Origin of the sequence: Luminiphilus sp. nBUS_07, assembly GCF_051201685.1 — a bacterium.
GTDB lineage: Bacteria > Pseudomonadota > Gammaproteobacteria > Pseudomonadales > Halieaceae > Luminiphilus.
This window is the reverse complement of sequence record NZ_CP179213.1, coordinates 1886055-1905452: the sequence shown is the minus strand read 5'-3', so window position 1 is coordinate 1905452 and position 19398 is coordinate 1886055. Positions and strand designations below refer to the sequence as shown.

17 protein-coding genes and 1 tRNA gene are annotated in these 19398 nt (G+C 53.1%); 11 read left to right on the top strand and 7 right to left on the bottom strand.

Going from position 1 to position 19398, the window contains the following annotated elements:
* The first annotated feature begins 3 nt into the window (after window positions 1-3).
* The 4 genes from ACMAZB_RS08480 (at window position 4) to hldE (ending at window position 4316) form a co-directional block, all read left to right on the top strand.
* Window positions 4-1347 (top strand): amidohydrolase family protein, encoded by a 1344-nt coding sequence (locus ACMAZB_RS08480; RefSeq protein ID WP_435216501.1) that lies wholly within the window; start codon window positions 4-6, stop codon window positions 1345-1347.
* Between the two features lie 293 nt (window positions 1348-1640).
* Window positions 1641-2210, top strand: coding sequence for a D-sedoheptulose 7-phosphate isomerase (gene gmhA, locus ACMAZB_RS08475; protein WP_435216499.1), 570 nt, complete (start codon window positions 1641-1643; stop codon window positions 2208-2210).
* A 4-nt stretch (window positions 2211-2214) separates the two neighbouring features.
* Window positions 2215-2778, top strand: coding sequence for a D-glycero-alpha-D-manno-heptose-1,7-bisphosphate 7-phosphatase (locus ACMAZB_RS08470; protein WP_435210946.1), 564 nt, complete (start codon window positions 2215-2217; stop codon window positions 2776-2778).
* Between the two features lie 110 nt (window positions 2779-2888).
* Window positions 2889-4316 (top strand): bifunctional D-glycero-beta-D-manno-heptose-7-phosphate kinase/D-glycero-beta-D-manno-heptose 1-phosphate adenylyltransferase HldE, encoded by a 1428-nt coding sequence (gene hldE / locus ACMAZB_RS08465; protein ID WP_435216497.1) that lies wholly within the window; start codon window positions 2889-2891, stop codon window positions 4314-4316.
* Window positions 4317-4469: 153 nt separating this feature from the next.
* On the opposite strand, the gene ACMAZB_RS08460 is transcribed toward hldE, so the two are convergent.
* From ACMAZB_RS08460 to ACMAZB_RS08450, 3 genes are read right to left on the bottom strand one after another with little or no spacing between them, the layout of a single operon-like run.
* Entirely contained in the window at window positions 4470-5705 is a 1236-nt protein-coding gene (locus ACMAZB_RS08460; protein ID WP_435216496.1) for an amidohydrolase family protein, read from the bottom strand.
* Entirely contained in the window at window positions 5702-7102 is a 1401-nt protein-coding gene (locus tag ACMAZB_RS08455; protein WP_435216495.1) for an amidohydrolase, read from the bottom strand. The genes ACMAZB_RS08460 and ACMAZB_RS08455 overlap by 4 nt, the downstream gene beginning before the upstream one ends.
* 36 nt (window positions 7103-7138) lie before the next feature.
* Entirely contained in the window at window positions 7139-8398 is a 1260-nt protein-coding gene (locus tag ACMAZB_RS08450; RefSeq protein WP_435210940.1) for a patatin-like phospholipase family protein, read from the bottom strand.
* Window positions 8399-8465: 67 nt separating this feature from the next.
* Here ACMAZB_RS08450 and ACMAZB_RS08445 point away from each other — a divergent pair, with 67 nt between their 5' ends.
* Window positions 8466-9269: a cyclase family protein gene (locus ACMAZB_RS08445; RefSeq protein WP_435216494.1), complete on the top strand. Its 804-nt coding sequence runs from the start codon at window positions 8466-8468 to the stop codon at window positions 9267-9269.
* On the opposite strand, the gene ACMAZB_RS08440 is transcribed toward ACMAZB_RS08445, so the two are convergent.
* Together ACMAZB_RS08440 and ACMAZB_RS08435 are read right to left on the bottom strand one after the other, a co-directional pair.
* Window positions 9266-10711, bottom strand: a complete 1446-nt coding sequence (locus ACMAZB_RS08440) for a cryptochrome/photolyase family protein (protein WP_435216493.1) — start codon at window positions 10709-10711, stop codon at window positions 9266-9268. The genes ACMAZB_RS08445 and ACMAZB_RS08440 overlap by 4 nt on opposite strands.
* Window positions 10704-11570, bottom strand: a complete 867-nt coding sequence (locus ACMAZB_RS08435; protein WP_435216491.1) for an NAD-dependent protein deacetylase — start codon at window positions 11568-11570, stop codon at window positions 10704-10706. Before ACMAZB_RS08435 ends, ACMAZB_RS08440 begins: the two co-directional genes overlap by 8 nt.
* An 82-nt stretch (window positions 11571-11652) precedes the next feature.
* Between ACMAZB_RS08435 and ACMAZB_RS08430 the strand changes: the two genes are divergently transcribed.
* Window positions 11653-12546 (top strand): TIGR01777 family oxidoreductase, encoded by an 894-nt coding sequence (locus ACMAZB_RS08430; RefSeq protein WP_435210934.1) that lies wholly within the window; start codon window positions 11653-11655, stop codon window positions 12544-12546.
* A gap of 41 nt (window positions 12547-12587) precedes the next feature.
* On the opposite strand, the gene ACMAZB_RS08425 is transcribed toward ACMAZB_RS08430, so the two are convergent.
* The gene (locus tag ACMAZB_RS08425; RefSeq protein WP_435210933.1) at window positions 12588-13880 is read right to left on the bottom strand and encodes a sigma-70 family RNA polymerase sigma factor; all 1293 of its coding nucleotides are present in this window, start codon (window positions 13878-13880) and stop codon (window positions 12588-12590) included.
* A 209-nt stretch (window positions 13881-14089) separates the two neighbouring features.
* Between ACMAZB_RS08425 and ACMAZB_RS08420 the strand changes: the two genes are divergently transcribed.
* Window positions 14090-15097, top strand: a complete 1008-nt coding sequence (locus tag ACMAZB_RS08420) for a MerR family transcriptional regulator (protein WP_435210931.1) — start codon at window positions 14090-14092, stop codon at window positions 15095-15097.
* A gap of 510 nt (window positions 15098-15607) precedes the next feature.
* On the opposite strand, the gene ACMAZB_RS08415 is transcribed toward ACMAZB_RS08420, so the two are convergent.
* The gene (locus tag ACMAZB_RS08415) at window positions 15608-16957 is read right to left on the bottom strand and encodes a sodium-dependent transporter (RefSeq protein WP_435216489.1); all 1350 of its coding nucleotides are present in this window, start codon (window positions 16955-16957) and stop codon (window positions 15608-15610) included.
* A 111-nt stretch (window positions 16958-17068) separates the two neighbouring features.
* On the opposite strand from ACMAZB_RS08415, the gene ACMAZB_RS08410 reads away from it, so the two are divergent.
* The 4 genes from ACMAZB_RS08410 to ACMAZB_RS08395 all read left to right on the top strand — a co-directional run bounded on the left by ACMAZB_RS08410 (window position 17069) and on the right by ACMAZB_RS08395 (window position 19375).
* Window positions 17069-17156: transfer RNA gene (locus ACMAZB_RS08410), tRNA-Leu, on the top strand.
* A gap of 300 nt (window positions 17157-17456) precedes the next feature.
* Window positions 17457-17927 (top strand): hypothetical protein, encoded by a 471-nt coding sequence (locus ACMAZB_RS08405; RefSeq protein WP_435216488.1) that lies wholly within the window; start codon window positions 17457-17459, stop codon window positions 17925-17927.
* A gap of 163 nt (window positions 17928-18090) precedes the next feature.
* Window positions 18091-18549: a BLUF domain-containing protein gene (locus tag ACMAZB_RS08400; protein ID WP_435210926.1), complete on the top strand. Its 459-nt coding sequence runs from the start codon at window positions 18091-18093 to the stop codon at window positions 18547-18549.
* Window positions 18550-18601: 52 nt separating this feature from the next.
* Complete coding sequence (locus ACMAZB_RS08395; RefSeq protein WP_435216486.1) at window positions 18602-19375, top strand: hypothetical protein; 774 nt, start codon at window positions 18602-18604, stop codon at window positions 19373-19375.
* Window positions 19376-19398 lie beyond the last annotated feature (23 nt).

Here is a 19398-nt window from a genome sequence, read left to right as displayed (position 1 = left end):
CCGATGGACACCAAGAGCGTCCGTAGCGTACTGCAACGTGGGATAAACCCCATTGGTCTCCGTCACCTGTGGTTGCTGGTTGTCGTGTTGTGTAGTGCCGGGGCACATGCCAGCACAATGATTCATGCCGGGCGGCTAGTCGATGTTGCGAACGGCCGTGTCCTTACGGAGCAAACCATTCAAATTGAGGGCGATCGAATTGTCGCTGTGACACCAGGCTACTCGACTGACGAAAATGTTGAGGTTATCGATCTTAGAGATGCCACAGTGATGCCGGGTTTCATGGATATGCATGTGCATTTGGGGCAGGAATTAAATCCGCCTGGCAGCTATTCAGAGGGGTTCTACATGAACTCAGCGGATATTGCTTTGCGCTCGACAGTCTATGCCCGTCGAACCCTCGAGGCTGGATTCACGACAGTACGTGACCTTGGGGCCAATGATAAAGACGCACTTTTCGCTCTGAGAGACGCCATCAATGCGGGCATTGTAGTGGGGCCAAGGATATTTGCCGCGGGAAAGTCTATTGCAACCACTGGTGGTCACGCCGACCCCACCAATGGCTTGCGTGAAGACTTGCGAGGGGACCCTGGGCCAAAGGAGGGCGTTATCAACGGCCCTACTGATGCCTATAAAGCGGTGCGACAGCGTTATAAAGACGGCAGTGATGTCGTTAAGTTAACGGTTACCGGAGGGGTATTGTCACTCGCTAAAAGTGGCGACAACCCGCAGTTCACCAGCGAAGAGTTGGAAGCCGTTATTGCGGCGGCTAGTGATTACGACTTTGTTGTTGCGGTTCACGCTCATGGCGCAGAAGGCATGAAGCGTGCGATTAGGGCCGGGGTGCATTCGGTAGAACACGGGACGTATATGGATGCCGAAGCTATTGATTTGATGAAAGCTCATAAAACGTGGTACGTGCCCACCATATCTGCGGGTAAATGGGTGGCCGAGCTATCAGAGCAAGAGGGCAAGCTACCTGCAGTTGTCCGGCCTAAGGCTGCTGCAGTGGGCCCTCAGATTCAGAGTACATTTGCAGAAGCCTGGCGCCAAGGCGTGCCGATTGCTTTTGGGACTGATGCAGGTGTGTCGCCTCACGGTAAGAATGGGCGTGAATTTGGCTTCATGGTCGAAGTAGGCATGCCTGTGATGGAAGCGTTACGTGCAGCAACAATTAATGCGGCAATGCTGCTACGGGTGGAAGATGAGCTAGGACAGATAGCGCCGAATTTTTTTGCTGACTTAGTAGCGGTACGTCAAGATCCCTTCTCTGATGTTAGCAGTCTCGAAACGCCAGATTTCGTGATGAAATCGGGGATTATCGTCGTCTCAAGTACCAGTAACTGAGCCGGCGTGATTTAGGGCGTCTTGCTGAGGCACCACTGCACGGGCATCAGCGATGTTCATCGCCCCATGCCACGGGGGCGGTTCTCCTAGCGCCGTTGCGCCGGCGATAGACTGCAGGCTCTTGGCTTTGGCAGCGTTCAGACAAGGGCGCTGCGGTCTTGAAAGGGCGGCCTCTGTGCCTCTGCATCCACAAGGTCTCACTGGTATGATGAGGCTCAGTGCTAAAGCATCAGCAATTTCTATAGATGTTACCCTTGCCCGTACAGCACTGAAAAACTGAAGTTGAGGTGATATTGAGCCAAAGAATAAAAAACTACCTTACCGAGCACACGGCTGTCATTGCGGCATTATCAGCTGAGCTGGACACGATGACCGCCATGATTCAGCTCTGTACCCAGCGTTTGCGCGAGGGCAGTAAAATCCTGATCTGTGGGAACGGGGGGTCCGCCGCCGACGCCCAGCACATCGCTGCAGAGCTCATAGGACGTTTTGTGGACGATCGCCGTGCACTGCCAGCTATAGCGTTGACTACAGATTCATCAGCCCTGACAGCGATCGCTAACGACTACGGCTATGACGCGGTGTTCTCGCGTCAAGTAGAGGGCTTGGGTCGTGCCGGCGATGTGCTGCTTAGTATTTCCACGTCCGGTAACTCAGCGAGTGTGAATGAGGCAACTCAAACCGCGACAACTCTCGGCATGCATACGCTGGCGTTGACGGGTAAATCTGGGGGTGTTTTGAACTCATTAGCAGATCTTGCCTTGGTGGTGCCCTCAGAGGTCACCGCACATATCCAAGAGTGCCACATTGTTGTGGGTCACTTATTGTGCGACGGCATTGAGCAAGGCCTCGAGTTGGCTTAGCACGATGACTTCGGCGACAAACCAAAAAGCGGTTTTTCTCGACCGTGATGGTGTGATCAATAGTGACCGAGGCTATGTCTCACAATGGTCCGAATTCGAATTGCTTCCGGGCGTTGTCACGGCGTTAGCCGATATGCAGGCGCTGGGCTATCGGCTAATTATAGTGACTAACCAGTCTGGTATTGGTCGTGGCTTTTATACCGAGGGTGACTTTGCCGCTTTGAGTACGCAATTAATCGATTTCTTGGCAGGTCACGATATCCAGCTCACCGCGATTTATCACTGTCCCCATCATCCGACGGAGGCCCAAGGGGGCTTCAAAAAACACTGTGACTGTCGTAAACCCCAGCCGGGTATGGTGTTACGCGGTGTGGACGATTGGCAGCTAGAGGTCGAAGCCTGCGCTCTTGTAGGTGATAAATCCTCAGATATCGAAGCTGGGCGGCGTGCGGGTATCGGCCATTTGTTTCAAGTCGCTTCTGAAGGCGAGATAGAGGGTGACGGGGTAACTTCGGTCACTGATCTGCCCGAGGTGGTGAAATATTTAACAGCGCTCGCTGAGCAATAAAACGGTGCTGGCTATTAAACGATTGATGAAGAATGGGCGGCGATACGCGAAATCGGCGCCCCGCCCGGGTTACAATCGCGGTTTGTTGGTTGGCCAGGGTTAGTCTCGCTATGTCACTTTGTCCTCTGTTCGATACGAGCTCAATCTTGGTAGTGGGCGATGTAATGCTCGACCGTTTTTGGAGCGGTGGCACCGATCGCGTAAGCCCGGAAGCGCCAGTGCCTGTGGTACGGGTAAACGATAATGCCTGTCGAGCGGGTGGGGCGGGCAATGTTGCCGTTAATATCGCCGCATTGGGTGGTCAAGCGACGCTGAGCGGCCTATGCGGTGACGATGAGGCAGCAGGCCTGCTCCGTAAAGTGATTGAGGCTGCAGGAGTAACGTGGGCGGTCTGCCCATCAGCCCCAGAAACTATTGTTAAGTTGCGTGTCATGAGTCGTAATCAACAGCTGTTGCGCATGGATTTTGAATCTACGATGGCGCCTTATGCCGATGACATTTTTAGTGGGTTTGTAAAAGCGCAGCTTGATGCGGTCGACACCGTGATTTTTAGTGACTACGCCAAGGGGACTTTGACGCAGGTTCAGGATTTAATTGAGCAAGCGAAATCACAGGGCAAGCGGATCCTCATTGATCCGAAGGGCAAGGATCTCACCCGTTACCGCGGTGCAACGCTATTGACACCGAATTTGGCCGAGTTTGAGGCCGTTGTCGGGCGCTGTGACACTGAAACGGAAATCATTGATCGCGGTACAGAGCTTCTCGACGATTTAATGTTAGAGGCGCTGTTAATCACTCGTAGCGAGCGCGGCATGACCTTGTTACAGCGGGAGCATCCGCCGCTGCATTTGCCCGCCAAGGCTAGAGAGGTTTTTGACGTCACGGGGGCAGGCGATACGGTGATCGCTGTTCTCGCGGCGGCGCTGTCGGCGGGAGAAAGCCTGGAAAATAGTACGCGGCTGGCTAACGTGGCAGCGGGTTTGGTGGTTGCCAAGCTGGGTACTGCGACGGTTACCCGTGACGAGCTGACCGCGGGCTTATCGGCAAATGTGCCATCGCCCTTTATATCCAAGGACCGGGTGTTTACGGAGGAGGATTTGCTGTCCAAGGTCGCCGCCGCCAAAGCCTCAGGCGAAAAAATCATTATGACCAATGGCTGCTTCGACATACTTCACAAAGGTCATGTCGATTATTTAAGCCGTGCCCGGGCTCTGGGGCATCGACTGATTGTGGCGGTTAATGACGATGCTTCAGTTGCGGCTCTCAAAGGACCCGCTCGCCCAATTAACCCTCTCGATGCACGGATGGAGATGCTGGCAGCACTAAGGTGTGTCGACTGGGTAGTTTCCTTTTCGAGTGACACCCCCGCCGAATTAATTGCTGCAATTGCCCCAAACGTTTTGGTTAAGGGCGGTGACTATCGCCCTGAAGAGATTGCCGGTGCCGATGCCGTGTTGGCCAATGGCGGACGCGTAGAGGTCTTGAGTTTCGTGGAGGGCTTTTCTACCACGGCGCTTATCGAGGCGTTGCAGCGGTAGGAACGAATCGCAGCCCTTGGGGCCGCGTCCTTAAGAACACGCTGCTAACAGCTATGACACTTGAGGGTCTGGTCGCAGGGTGCGGGGCCCAGCACGCCCCAATTTCAAGGCGTTGTGCTCTTTACCATTTGTTGCCCCCAAGACATTACATCCTCAAGGGTTGATGTAGGCTCGAGGCATCGCGCTGTCAGTATCAAGGTAGCGGTCTCGCAGTAAGGTCTGCCGGCTCACCATTGTGTCGGGTATACCGCCAAGGATGACTTGCTGTGCTTGCGTAGTGACTTCGAGAGGGTCTCCGCTCCATATGACCAGATCTGCTCGAGCCCCTTCCGATGCACTTCGCGGCTCTGCCCCGAAAACCTCTGCAGGTGTAGAGCTGATCGCGGCGAGAGCCGCACTGTGGGGGAGTCCGTTAGCCGCAGCGTTACCGGCTAACTGACGTACCTTACGCGCGTTATGAGTCTCACCACTGCTGAAGATAATCGGCACCCCAGCCTTGTGCAAAATGGCGGCGTTATCGAGTCGAGCGCCCAGAGACTCAAAACTTGCTGGTAGATTTTCGAGGGGGTTCAAAATAACCGGGACACCTGCGTCTGCGAGAGATTTCGCGACCATCCACGCTTCGCTCCCGCCATGTATGACAGGGGATAGCTCATGCTCGGCAGCAAATGCGAGCACTCGCATAATGTCGGCGGCGCGGTCGGCATGAAACAGAAAAAGCCCATCGTCACTGGCGCTCTTTAGCAGGGCCGCGCCTTGGGGAGTGATGAGCGTCAGATCCTCGTCTGTCATGGCTTCAGCAAAAGTCTGGTTGAGCAACATCCAATGCGCGACTCTGGAGCCCCCCACAGAGGCTGCTGACCTGCCAGAGGTTTGAACGTAAACGACGGGCTTGCCCTCGAAACTGTCGTAACCGCCATCAAATCGAACAAGTCCGCCATGGCCGCTGAGGGTCTTGTCGCCGCCTCGAGCCGCCAATAAAGCGAAGCCGAAACCTTCAACCCGAGTGATCGGTATGACGCTTGAGTGCGGGTTATAGGCTATACGAACGTCAAACTCAGGGTGCATTAACTCGGTGTAAAGTTCGCGGTAGCTGCTGTCTACCGCTTCACTAACAGCCTCTACTTCACTGAGTCCGGATACGGTAACACCAGCGAACAGAGCGGGCGTGACGGGACGACCGTTGGCATTGATGACTTTGATCATTTTGTTGGTGGGAATTCTAGGTGCAATTTTTGCGATGCGACCATCTTTGATCAAAATGTCGGTGTTTTCGATGACCCCCGCATCACTTTGTGTGTGCAGGTTCGCGCCCATAATGAGCAGGTCCTGTGCGAGGGCGATCGAGCACGAAAAAGTCAGTAGTACTGTAATAAACCCAAGCTTCATTGTGCTGCCTCCAAAAGTTGGCCCAGTTCAAAGTCGGACACGGGCTGCAGGGCAGAGTTGTCTCGATCGAAAACCATGGCGCCGTCAATAAACACCTGTTGGGCTTTTGCATACACACTAAAGGGGTTTTGATTCCAGATTACGACATCGGCCATCTTCCCCGGAGTTAGGGTGCCCGTTTGTTCTGCGATGCCTAAAGATTTCGCCGCATTTGAGGTTATCCAGCGTATGGCCCTCTCGGGCGGAATGTCCAAGCCCGCAGCCTGTCCTTTGCTCATGGCTTTAGCGGCCTCCTGATTAAGTCGCTGTATGCCTTCATCAGAATCTGAGTGAACGATAGCGCAGCTATTCTCGGGTCTATCAACCATGGCGATATTCTCCTGAATACCGTCGTAGGCTTCCATTTTAAAGCCCCACCAATCTGCCCACAGTGCGCCGCAAACGTCGTTTTTGGCGAGCTCATCCGCAATTTTGTAAGCCTCGACACCATGGTGAAAAGTACCCAACTGGTAGCCAAATTCGTCAGCCATATCGAGGATAGTCATCATTTCGTCGGCTCGGTAACAATGCATATGAACAAGAATTTCACCTTTCAATACGCCCGCAAGAGTTTCAAGTTCTAGGTCGCGCTTTGGGGGCTTGATAAGTGCTGCGGCGAGGGCGCTGTTGCTGTCGCTGCTGTCCTCAACATTGGCTGATTGTTTCGCCATCTTTTGATCATATTGCTCCCAGTCTCGAATATAACGCTGGGCACGAATCCATGAGGCACGGTAGGCCGCGACATTACCCATACGAGTAGATGGGGCTTGCTTTCTACCGCCATACACACGTTTGGGATTTTCACCGCAGGCCATTTTCAAGCCATAAGGGGCACCGGGAAACTTCATCGCTTGGTAGGTATTTTTGGGAATATTTTTTAGCGTCACGCTGCGGCCGCCAAATAGATTTGCAGACCCTGGTAATATTTGCAGCGTGGTAATGCCGCCCGCGATAGCTCTAGAAAACCCTGGGTCTTGTGGCCACACGCTGTGCTCTGCCCATACCTCAGCAGTGACGGGGGCGGTAGCCTCATTGCCGTCTGAATGGGCAGAAACCCCCGGGCTAGGGTAAACGCCCAGATGTGAATGCACATCAATAATGCCCGGGGTTAACCATTTGCCAGATGCATCAATCGTATTAACGCCTTCGCTTGGTGCCGTGCCTTCACCCACCCAAACAACTTTTCCATCCGAGATATACATATCGGCCTCGTCAAGTCGCCGACCATCCCCGGTCAAAATGGTCGCGTTGGTAATTAGCGTCGGAGACGAGGGTAAAGGCTGATAGGTCGAGGGGAAGGGCGTAGCAGAGACCGTCGCTGTAAAGACTGACAAAAGAACCGCAAGAATTGAGCGCATTGGTTGTCCCAGAAAGGCTTTTTTGGAGACGTGACTCTAAACGTTTGTGCGCCTTCTGCCAATCAGATGCAGCCACCGTTTGGTCAGGCTACTGTGCCCAGTGGTAACGCCTCGATGTTGTGGTGGGACATTTTTGTTCTGCTCTGTCCCAGGGGCGGCGACGTTAAAAAAAGCCCGAACAGCCCCGGCCTGAGCCATCGTATCGTCGTAACCCAATTGCATGAGCCGCTGGCAGTATCCGGGCTCAAATAAAATATAGGACAGAGCCCCTCCTGAACCTGTGGTTTTTATTGATCCGGTTTTTTGTAGGAACCAGCGCATCGACCGTGGCAGCTCGTTGATGTATTCCCGCGCCAATTCACTGAGGGAGCGAGTGGGTGAGATCACCAGCGTGTCAATCACCCGCATATTACTCAACTCGGCTGCCTGGAGCTGTTTTGGATTCAAAGGCGCAACTAGCGCGTTAATTCTTTGCAGAGACTCGAGGTCTGTTTGTATTGAATCTAAAAAGACGGCATTTAGCATCTGTCCCAGAACTTGTGGAATGGTTGGAGCAATTTCAGGATGGGGGTCGCTCTCAAAATCGTCACCGCTTTCACTAACGCCGATGATAAAGAGCCGTTCGGCTCCTAGTCTTATAGCGGGGCTTAAAGGTCGCGATTGTCGAAGTGCACCATCACCGAAGAAGTGCTGGTCGAGTCGGACAGAGGGAAACAGGGTGGGTAGTGCCGAGGACGCCATGAGGTGATCAACATTTAACTTGCAGGGGGCACTTCGACGATGAGCGCGGGTCCAAGGCTGGACATGGTCTTGAGCTTGAAAAAAAGTGGTTGAGTGGCCATTGGTGTAGTTCATGGCGGTAATCCCCAGCCCCTCCAGTTCTCCCTTGGCTATGGCCGCGTCGACGCGCTCAAACTCAATAATATCATTCAGCAGCTTTCGTAAAGGGCTGTTGTCGAGTAGCGCTAGAGGCCGTTGCCCATCGTGGTTACCTCTCAGGAGAGCCCAAAGCATACGAAAGGCGTTGCCTATTACACCCCGAGCGTCGGTTCGATATACCGCATCGCTGTCTAGGGACGCCCAAACAGCCGCTAGCGCCCGCGTTCTACTGCGAAATGACCCAGAGCGCCCAGCAAGCCCGAGGGCATTTATCGCACCGGCTGATGTGCCCGTGATAATTGGAAAGGGTTGCTGAATGCTCGGCGGCAGCAACTCAGCGACGCCGCGCAACACACCGACCTGATAAGCGGCACGGGCACCACCGCCCGCCAAAATGAGACCTGTTTTAACAGACATGAATCTACTCGCCGAATTGCATAACAGCAGTTAACCTTGTACGAGCCAAACTATACGAGACTCAGTTATGCGACGCTTTATTGATCTTTCGATATATCTCGAAAACGATGTCATTAGTGACCCCCCTATGATGCAGCCCAAAATCGAGTATATCCGACACGATGCAGGTGCCGAGCAGGTAAAGCTATTTTTTGACGGTCTAGAAAGTGATGAGCTTCCGGACTCTGAGGGCTGGGCCGTGGAATTTGTTCAGCTTTGCACCCACAACGGGACTCACCTTGACGCCCCTTACCATTACCACAGTACGATGAATGGCAAAGACGGGCACCCAGAACGTGCAATCACCATTGATGAGGTGCCCTTAGAGTGGTGTTTTCAGTCGGGGGTAAAACTCGATTTTCGTGACAAAGACGATGGTTATGTGGTGACCGCTGCCGATGTGGAAGCGGAGCTCGCGCGTATTAACCACACGCTTCAGCCTCTGGAAATTGTCTTAATCAACACGGCGGCTGGTAAAGCCTATGGACAGCCTGATTATGTCAATAAAGGCTGCGGTATGGGTTACGAAGCAACCCTATATTTATTGGATCAGGGTATCCGCGTGACGGGTACTGATGCTTGGAGCTGGGATGCTCCATTTAGTTACACTGCCGAGCGCTACGCAGCGGACAAGGATGCCAGTATTATTTGGGAGGGACATAAAGCGGGCCGCGATGTGGGCTACTGTCATCTTGAAAAGCTCCACAATTTAGAGGCGTTGCCGCATCATGGGTTCACCGTGAGCTGTTTCCCCCACAAGGTCAGGGGCGGGTCGGCAGGGTGGACCCGGGCGGTCGCCATCATTGATGACGACGCCGAAAAAAATGACTAGGCCACGCTAACGTTTTTCAGTGTCGCATAAGCCTCGAGCGCACTTTCCCTGGCGGTGCGATGATCAACAATGGGGTTTGGATAGGTTGTGCCCAGCTCCACCCCAGCGGCCCGTAACGTTAACTCGGGTGCCTCCCAGGGTTTGTATAGGTACTTATCGGGCATCTCCGCCAGCTCAGGAACCCAACGGCGTGTGTAGGCACCTGCTTTATCGAATTTCTCTCCCTGAGCTATTGGATTGAAAATTCGAAAATAGGGGGAGGCGTCGGCTCCCGAACCGCCAACCCACTGCCAGCTACAGGCATTTGAGGCGAGGTCGGCATCTAACAGGCAGTCCCAAAACCATTGCTCCCCCTCACGCCAGTGGGTCAGTAGGTGTTTAGTCAGAAAGGAAGCGACGACCATGCGCACACGATTGTGCATGAACCCCGTTTGCCAAAGTTCTCGCATCCCCGCATCAACAATGGGGTAGCCGGTATTGCCCTGTTGCCAAGCCACTAAATTGCTCGCGTGGATCTGCCATGGAAAATACTCAAACTTGGGATTAAAAGCTCTGTCAGGCATTGCGGGAAACTGTGCCACAAGATGATTGCAGAACTCGCGCCAGCCAATTTCTGAGAGGAATTTATCGATCGAGCCGGCCTCGTCGGGACTGCTTTGTTTGGCATTCTGAGCTGTCCACCAAACTTGTCGCGGCGAGATTTCGCCGAATTTTAAGAAGGGAGACAAGCGTGAGGTGTTGGGCTGGGCCGGAAAGTCCCTGCCATCGCCATAGCTATCGACGTGGCTCTCTAAAAATGTGTTCAAAGCGTGACTGGCACCGGCCTCTCCGGGTTGCCAAAGCGCCTCCCAATTTTCTGCCCAATTGGGCTGTTTAGGGCACAACGGCCAAGAGGCAAGTTCGTCTGAACAGGGCCAGGTATCTGGGCTAAGCAGCGTGGGCGTGGGCTGAGGTTGGGCCGGAGCTGGCTGCTTTAGACAGGCGCGCCAAAACGGAGTGAATACTTTAAAAGGGGTCCCACCACCAGTTCTTACATTTTCCGGCTCAAATAGCAGCGTTCCAGGATATCGTTTGAATTGGCCACCTGAAGATTCGGTGACGTCTCGAACTTTCTGTTCAAGATCGGCTGCCCACGGCTGGTACTGGCGACTGGCAAAGATATCCTGCGCTCCAGTCTCTGCGAGCAGCTCAGCTAGGACTTGCACGGTTTCACCACGTCGCAAAATTAGCCGGCTTCCAGCCGCGCTTAAATCTGCGGCTAATGACTGGAGGCTGTAATGCAGCCACCACTGACTAGCGCCCCCCATTTTCCAATCACCCCCCAATGCCTCATCCCAAATAAATACCGGGATCACTTGGCCAGCCTTAGAGGCGGCGATTAAACCGGGTAGGTCTGCAAGACGCAGGTCGTGTCGAAACCAGTACAGTGAAGCATTAGCCATGGTTAATTCCTTGGTGATCTAAATGTTCGGTAAGTGGTGATAGGGACGTGGTGATGTCGCGAAAGCGTCCGAGTGCCCCAGCATTAATCTTCAGAGTGGCGATGGCGTCAGCGCGGGTCTTGCCTTCGTTAAGTACCACGAGAGGCTTTCCTTGATCGATCGCCTGCCGGCAAAAGCGGAAGCCCGAAAACACTTGTAAGGAACTTCCGATAACTAACAGCCCATCAGCCTCGGTCAACGCATCCTGACAGCGTTTGACACGTTCTCGGGGCACGGTGCCTCCGAAAAAAACAACATCGGGTTTGAGCATGCCGCTACAGGCCTCGCAATCCCATACTGTGATGTTAGTAACCTGATCTGGCGATAGGTCAGCGTCACCATCTGGGCGAGCTGCCAATTCAAAACCACGATGCTGTGGATTGAGTTTTTCTAGCTCGCTTTGAACCCGTTGGCGGTCGTAGCCGGCCCCGCAGTCTAGGCAGACGACGCGATCTAGACGTCCGTGGAGATCGACAACATTCTGACTGCCAGCAGATTGATGTAATCGATCGACATTCTGGGTGACTACCAGAGTTGTTCTGCCAGAGCGTTCGAAATCGGCTACGGCCCGATGATTAGCATTAATTTGCGAGTCTCGAATGTTAGGCCATCCAACCATTGATCGCCCCCAGTAGCGTTGTCGGGCTTCAAAACTCTGAATGAATTCCTGATGCTGGATTGGGCGGTTGCGTAGCCAAGTGCCTTTGTTATCCCGATAGGTAGGTATGCCTGAATCAGCACTGATGCCGGCGCCAGTTAATACCAGCCAGCGAGGGTGCTGCGAAAAAAGTTGGGCGAGTTGTGACGTTATTTTATCCATGACACGTATACGGTCTTATATCCACGCTGGTTGAGTGTTTTGGCTGCCAGTGGTGAAGAAGCAAAGGTTTGGAGTTGAAGCTATGCACATGCTGGTAACGGGTGGTACGGGATTCATAGGCTCGGCTCTGGTTCCTGAGTTTTTGAAACGGGGTTTTTCAGTCACGGTATTGTCGCGTCACCAGCAACCGCAGCGAGCCGGTGTGACGTATGTGCAATCCTTAGCGTCGGTAGAAAAGGCCGTCGACATAGTGGTAAACCTCGCCGGTGCGTCTTTAGCTGGGCGTCGCTGGAGCGACGGTTACAAGGCTGAAATGGTAGCTAGTCGTGCCGGTTTTACAGAGCAGTTGGTCCAATGGATGCGCGCTCAATCGAATCCACCAAGCCTGCTCATCTCTGGCAGCGCGATAGGCTTTTACGGTTCTAGCCGCGATCAATTTTTTGACGAAACGTCTCCCGGAGGAAGTGGTTTTTCTGCCCAACTTTGTCAAGCCTGGGAGAGTGCTGCCAGTGTCTTGGAAGGTACTGACACTCGCGTCGTGACCCTGCGCTTGGGCGTCGTTTTTGACCGCAATGGGGGTGCCCTCCAAGAAATGATGCGGTCTTTCAAATTGGGTGTTGGTACGTGGATGGGCGATGGCGATCAGTGGCTCAGCTGGGTCCACCGGGCCGATGTGGTGCGCGCAATTCTTTTCCTGTGTGCCGATCCATCGGTTCAGGGTGCTTACAACGTGGTGGCACCCAGACCGATCACTCACCGAGAATTTGCCCGCGTACTGAGTGCGAGAAAGCCAACCATGTTCAGCTTTGGGCTTCCCGCCTCGATAGCGCGTTTGCTGTTGGGTGAAATGGCGGATGAACTCCTCTTGGAGGGGCAACGCGTTACCCCCAATAAATTGCTAGATGCCGGCTTCGACTTTCGGTTCGCTAGTTTGGACAGCGCACTGATTGACATTTTGGCTCGCAGTAAAAAGTAGGGCGCCCGCGGAAGGGCGCCCGCTAAACGACCCTGCTATGCTCAATAGTTGCTGGCTTCGCTGTAATCTGCGTAAGCAGCTTTTACAGTGTCCTTCGCTTTTAGTTTGCGCAATGCCGAGCGCTCTAGCTGTCGAACCCACTCTCGACTCACGCCCATACTGTCTGCCACCTCCGCCCGGCTCAGTGGCGGGCCGTCGTGCAGCCCCCATCGGGCGACAATGACTCGTTGCTCAGAAGGCTCTAAGGAGTCGACAGCCCCTCCCAAAAACTTATGCAGAGATGCTTGCTCCGCTGAGTCCTCGGTACCGCCGTAGGGATCTCCCGACAGGGTATCGAGCAGGGTGCCTTCGTCGTCATCGAATCGAGGGGCATCTAAAGAAACACCTAGATTGCGCATTTGAAGAAGTTGGCGCGTTTTTGCCACATCCATTCCAAGCTTTGCCGCTAGGGTCTCCTCATCGGGTTCTACACCGGTTCTCAGCTGCTCAATAGCCTTCTCTTTGTAGAGTCTACCCATCTGTTCCTGAACATGGGTCGGCAGTCGAATGAGTGTTCCCACATCGCCGACATAGCGACGCACCGCTTGCGTGATCCAGTTGAAGCAATAAGTGCTGAACCTGAAGCCCTTCTCGAACTCAAATTTCTCTGCGGCGCGAATGAGACCTAGTGTGCCTTCCTGAACCAAATCGAGATAAGACACGCCTCGGCCCTTGTACCGACCCGCGATTGAGTAAACCAAGCGAAGGTTGTGCATGACCAGTTTGTCTCTTGCTTCGGTGTACATGCGCAGCTCTCGGCGCAGAGACTTCATCACTTCTCGCTCTAAAACGTGGCCGCTGATCGGGGGCTGCCACTGCCGCTCCCAATTGGCGATTGCATCGGCGACGCTGTCGGGAAATTGTCCCCCGGCTCTACGCAACATTGCCACGGACATGCCCACCGTGAGGCTGGCAGGCAGCTTCAGCCTGGTGAGATGAGGTAAGCGCGCCTGTGTTGTCTTAAGCGTTCTCAGTTTTCTTGCGGCGACCGTCGCTAGCTCGTGGGATTTGCCATCGGCAAAATAATCCGTCAGCTCTCGCCGCAGTACAAAATGCTGATCCCTGTTTGAGAAGCGCCCAATTTCGGGCGGATTGGCGCCGCACTGCTGCAGAAATACGGCTGTGTACTGCGTTAGCTCGGGCACCTCAGCGAATAGTCCTTGCAATGCCCACACTGCCTGCCACTTGCGCCCATCAATTTCCCGTTCTTCGTCTGCGGTGAGCAGGGCGTACCGACGTGCTTCTGCGAACATTAACTCGAGATCGCGGTCGTCAGCTTGGTCTGATCCTTTCATGCGCTCTGTACTCCCCCGTTAGATGCAAAACTATACGGGGTGTTGGACCTAGAAAGATCCCTCTAAACAGCGGTTTGTCCAGCCTGATATTAGACAAAACATATACAATCAGTGCTGGCCAAAGAGTTTTGTCCAGAAAAAGCAGATCTATTGGTGGGATTACAGCGTAACCTTGGACAAAACCAGACAAAATAAAGGAGAGTTACGCGATGAATGCCCCCGTTACTGCAGTATCTCAATTAGAACCCCGACCACTTTATGGCATTGGAACCGTGGCCCGTTTGACCGGTTTAAAGCCTGACACTTTGAGGGTATGGGAGCGGCGCTATGGGTTGGGGGCTAGCTATAAGTCGGCATCTGGGCGACGCCAGTACACTCAAGCCGATTTAGAGCATCTGCAGTTGATTGCCGCCTTGGTCAACGACGGGGCAAGAATTGGTGAGGTTGCCTCCTCAGAGCGAAAAACATTGGAGCTTTTGATCAAGGGCCGCGGTAAGCATCTTGAGCGTGCGGTGCCCGCAACTAAGCCTAGAGTCGTGTTTGTTGGAGCAGAGCTTTGCAGCTGGCTAGATGGGCACCAGGGGTGTATTTCGGGTGTCAGCGCGCTTCTGTCGCGTCAACCCCTCGCAGAAATCGCTGGCACTCTCGATGTAGGCGATGAGGAAGTCGCCCTGTTGGTGCTCGATTGTCCCGCAGTTTCACTGACCCAAATTCAATTGGTGCAGCAACTTAAAACCCGCCTGGGTTCACCTAACGTAATCGTGACGTACCGAATGGCCAATGATCGGTGGATTTCTGAGCTTAATCGACAGGGAGCTGAGGCTATTGCATTTCCGATGGAGCCCGCGCGACTGGCCTACGAGATGGGTCGAATTTCTGTTGAGAATGATACCCGTCAGGGCGAGTTCGATCTCGGAGACCTCGTAAAGCCGAAAGCACGTATGTACTCAGACAGTGAATTGGCTGCGGCGGCCCAGCTCAAACGACTGGTTAATTGCGAGTGTCCAAATCATATCGTCGAGTTAATCAATATGCTCAACCATTTTGAGCAATACACAACCGAGTGCGCCGTCGACAACTGGACAGACGCTGCGGTGCATTCCTGCATGTATGCCTATACGAATCAAGCGCGTTATCTAATGGAAAAAGCCTTAAAGGGTGTCTTAGATGAGCGAGGCATGGAGTACCACTCACTGCTACGTGAACTCTCTAGTTAAACGCAGGAGCCATCTCCGGCCGGATTAGTCACACTCTCCTTGGAGACGCAGTGTGGCTCAGAGGTAAGCTGGCTACATAGGAGCGACGTCTTCCGGTGCGAAGCGCTTACGGAGGCAGATTGCGTACACAAAAAGCCTCTTCGTAAGCTTGGGGTTGGGTATAAAAAGCGAGAGCTCTAGTGACCCGCACAGCACTTGCACCCTTGACGTGCTGCGGCTTCAATTTGTTGCTGAAAAGGCAGGGTAGGTTTGCTTCCGTGATGGCAATATGAGTTGCGAAGCTGGGCTGGTATCGTAAAGAACAACACACGGACCTCTAATGCTCCCAAACAGGCAAACCGTTCTATGCAATACATAGCGATAATAATAAGCGCAGCGATGTTCGCGTTCAGTGGCTACATGTACAGCCAAACGGGAGATTGGGTGGCCCTTGTGTTTATGATTGGTAGTGGCGCCTACGGGCTCTTGTTTGCGAGTGGCAGGGTGGCAGCTGGGCTAGACCGCAACCGCTCAGACGAGTGAGCGATAGAAAATTATGGCAATGATGACGGGGCACACAAAGCGCACGTAAACAGGCCAAATGCGCCAAAAAAGGCCCTCGGCCACGTGGGGATCATTTTTTTTAAGCTCTGCCAGTAGCGTATTACGTTGCCAGACCCACCCAACAAAAACGCACAGCAAGAGCCCTAGCAGCGGCTGCCCGTAGCGGGTGCTTAGGGCGATGACGGCGCCAAATAAATTTTCAAAATCGAGAATAATCGCTCCACTCATGCTCGCAATTAGACCTCCCGCGACCACTGCGGCTTTTTTGCGCGACCAATCAAAGCGCTCGACGATGAAGGCAACCGGAACTTCTAAGATAGAAATTGACGACGTTAACGCAGCGATAGTCATTAGAGAGAAAAACGCCGTAGCGAGGGCAACGCCGACTGTGCCCATGGTCGCAAATAACTCGGGAAGCACGGTCAATATCAGCGTGTCCTCGGAAAGGAGGGCACCGCTGGCACTAAAAATTTCTACGCCGCGTTCTGCGGCAACATACATGACGGGTAAAATTAAAAAGCCCGCCAGCACCGCAATACCGACATCAATGAGGGCGACTTGTGCGCCTATAGACGGCAGATGCTCTTTATCAGAGATATAAGAGCCATAGACCAACATGGTTCCGACGCCCAGAGATAAAGAGAAAAAGGCAGAACCTAGAGCCGACAAAATGAGCTGAGAAGAGAAGATTTTGCTGAAGTCGGGAATCAAGTAAACCCGCAGTCCAGTCATGGCACCTTCAAGGGTAAGAACGTAGGCGGCGAGAGCGATCAGAGTAATGATTAGTGTGGGCATGAGTCGCGACGACCATCGCTCAATCCCCTCTTTAACCCCCCCCATAATAATGGCGATGGTCATGAGCATAAATACACCCATCAGAATGAGGTTTCGGGGCATTGTAAAGCCCGTTAACCAATCAGCTGCACTGCTGGCACCCACAACGTCCAGTGGGTATGACAGCGTATACCCAAGCATCCAGCCGGCGACGATGCCGTAGAAGCTCAGAATCATGCTGGCTACCAAAATACCCAGCAGACCTGTTCCTGTGCCGATAACTTTTGTAACGGGGCCCCTTGCAATGCCTGATAGTGCGGCCACCGAATTGCCGTGGGTATAACGCCCTAAAATGAGCTCTGCCATCAGTACGGGGTAAGCCAGCGCAAAGGCCAGTATGAGGTAGACCAGGAGAAAGGCGGCACCGCCGTTACTGGCGGCTTGAGTTGGAAAGCCCCAGATATTACCTAAGCCGACCGCAGAGCCTGCTGCGGCGAATATAAAGCCCAGACGGGAACCAAATTGACCACGATTTGCCGCCACGTATTGCCTCTCAGAAGGTTATTTTTATAGAAAGCGCGACTTTACCACTACGGAAGATGCATTGCAGATCCCCCAAGCGCAGATACCATGTTATCCTCGCGCCTCTTCACTGCCCGGGTGGTGAAATTGGTAGACACAGGAGACTTAAAATCTCCCGATCATTGCGATCGTGCCGGTTCAAGTCCGGCTCCGGGCACCATCACAAAAGCGCACAAAAATACGATAAGCACCAGATTGCAGCAACGGTGTTTTTTTCAAAATTCGCTTTTGGCAATGGGGCACAGAGACTTTTTTGCGATCCAACGCTATGGCGTCTATGCGAACGCGCTCTGGCTTTCTACAGTGTTTTTTCTTCTATTGGTGGGTTGGTGCTAGCCTTTGCGGCGCTTAATAAGCCAACGTTAGCCTTTTGGCACAAATACGTCGCTGACGCTTTTTGCTAAAAATCTCATCGCATCTCCCGTATAGACTCGGCGGTTCCTAGAATCGGTAACATTTAATGAGAAACGCAGCGATTTTGGCATTGATCAGCCTGGCGCTGGTCGCTCCAGTCAAGGGTGCCGAACCAGAGCATCACTTGAACAGCGTGTCTGCCTTTCTCGGCGTAACGAGTGAGGGCCGTCGTCAGCGGGCAAGTACGCTGGGTTTGGAGTACGAACGTAAGCTCAGTGAGCGCTGGTTTATCACGCCCGCCATAGAGCATGCGTTTGGCGATTTAGACTTTAGTATTGTCGCAGTGACCCTGGGGTACCGCTTTAATCGATGGGCTGTTTATGCCGGTCCTGGTGTTGAGTGGGCCCAACATGAACATGTGGATGGGACGGAAACCGGCAGCGAGTTTTTATTTCGTACGGGAGTTCTATATGAGCTCGAAGTTGGCCATTTAATCGTTTCTCCGCACGCGATGGTGGATTTCGTGGCTGATGAAAAGGTAGGCGTAATTGGGGTGACGGTTGGCATTAACTTTTGAGCTTGCCCTCAGGTGCACCACTAGGTTACAGAACTCTGCAAAATCCGACTTATGACTTACTGCCTCGATAAATGTGCCGTCATGTCGATGGATACTCTCGACGATGGCCTAGTACGCCTAACTTTTGCTATTCCTCGAACACTTTGCCCGCTATGCTAAAGAAATGAATAAACAGACAACGCAGCCACAATACACGAACGCCGATGATCTCTATCAGGAGAGCCCATTTTTCAGTCTGGTTTATTGCAGTCAAGTGACCACTGGTGTGGGTGATGCCGACGTTGACGCTATTATTGCGGCTTCACGTCGCCGTAATGCGGTGCTTGGAATTACTGGAATTTTGGTTTTTGGTAGTGGGGTGTTTTTTCAGTGGATTGAGGGGCCCAAGACGGAGGTTTTGGAACTAATCAAGCTAATCGAATCGGATCGTCGGCATGAAATGATGGTGACATTGAGCACTGATGAAGAGGTTCGCGAGCGTATCTTCCCGAGTTGGGATATGGAGCTAGTGGACGCCGAGAACATTCAAGAGGTCCTTCAGGATGCTCTTGAAACAGCGCAAGACCAGAAGAGTGTTGAGGCCTTGAACCTCATGCTGAGCAAGGTGCAGGGGCACGCCTAGACAATATCTCCCGCATAGGTATTCTGAAAGCACGTTTTCAGAGGCCAATGCTATGTTAATCAGAGCCGTCACAGCCATTTTTTTAACGTTTGTTGCTTTGTCGGCTACCGCCGAACAATTACCTTATGGCGTTCGGGACGACGTCCGGCGGCAAACACAAAATATGGCAGAGATAGAGCGAGAACTGGGCCAGCTTTCGGCTCAAGTACAAGCCGGTCCCTCGGCGCAGCAGCAAGCTCTGTTGGCTCAATTTCAGTCAATGCTCAACGCAAATCCGCAGTTGAAGGCCCAGTTCGAGGCCGCCAGCCCAGAGGAGCAATCTGCGTTTATGGCCCAAATGGGCATCGCCACGGGCGCAGGCTCTAGTCAGATGAATGCCTATGGATGGTTGGAGCAACGCCTTGATTCGGTCCAGGAGGTTTTAAACCGTGCGCCACCCGATCACCCTGACATTGTGGCGCTTCAACAGAGGGTCACTGCTGCTCGAAATACTATAGCCTCCAGCGAAAGCGCGGAAGAGGCTAAAACCCTAGCTGCATTAGCTGCAAACGATCTCAGTGAATATCCAAACTTTGAGACTGACCTTGCAACCGCTGAGGGCATGGCTACAGAAATTGCTTACGCATTGCCGCTGTTACAAAGAATGAGCAGTGCACAAAGTGATCAGCCAGACCTAGAAACTGTTTGGCTTTTAACAAATCAAATTAGTAGCACTGAGCTCAGACGAGTCCAGCAGACTATCGACAATGCCGATGGGTACTTGCGTCAAATTCAAAAGTGGGACCAGCAGTATCAACCTCTTCTTAATAAAAGCGCGGCGTTTTAAAATAAATGGTACGTAAATCTGCA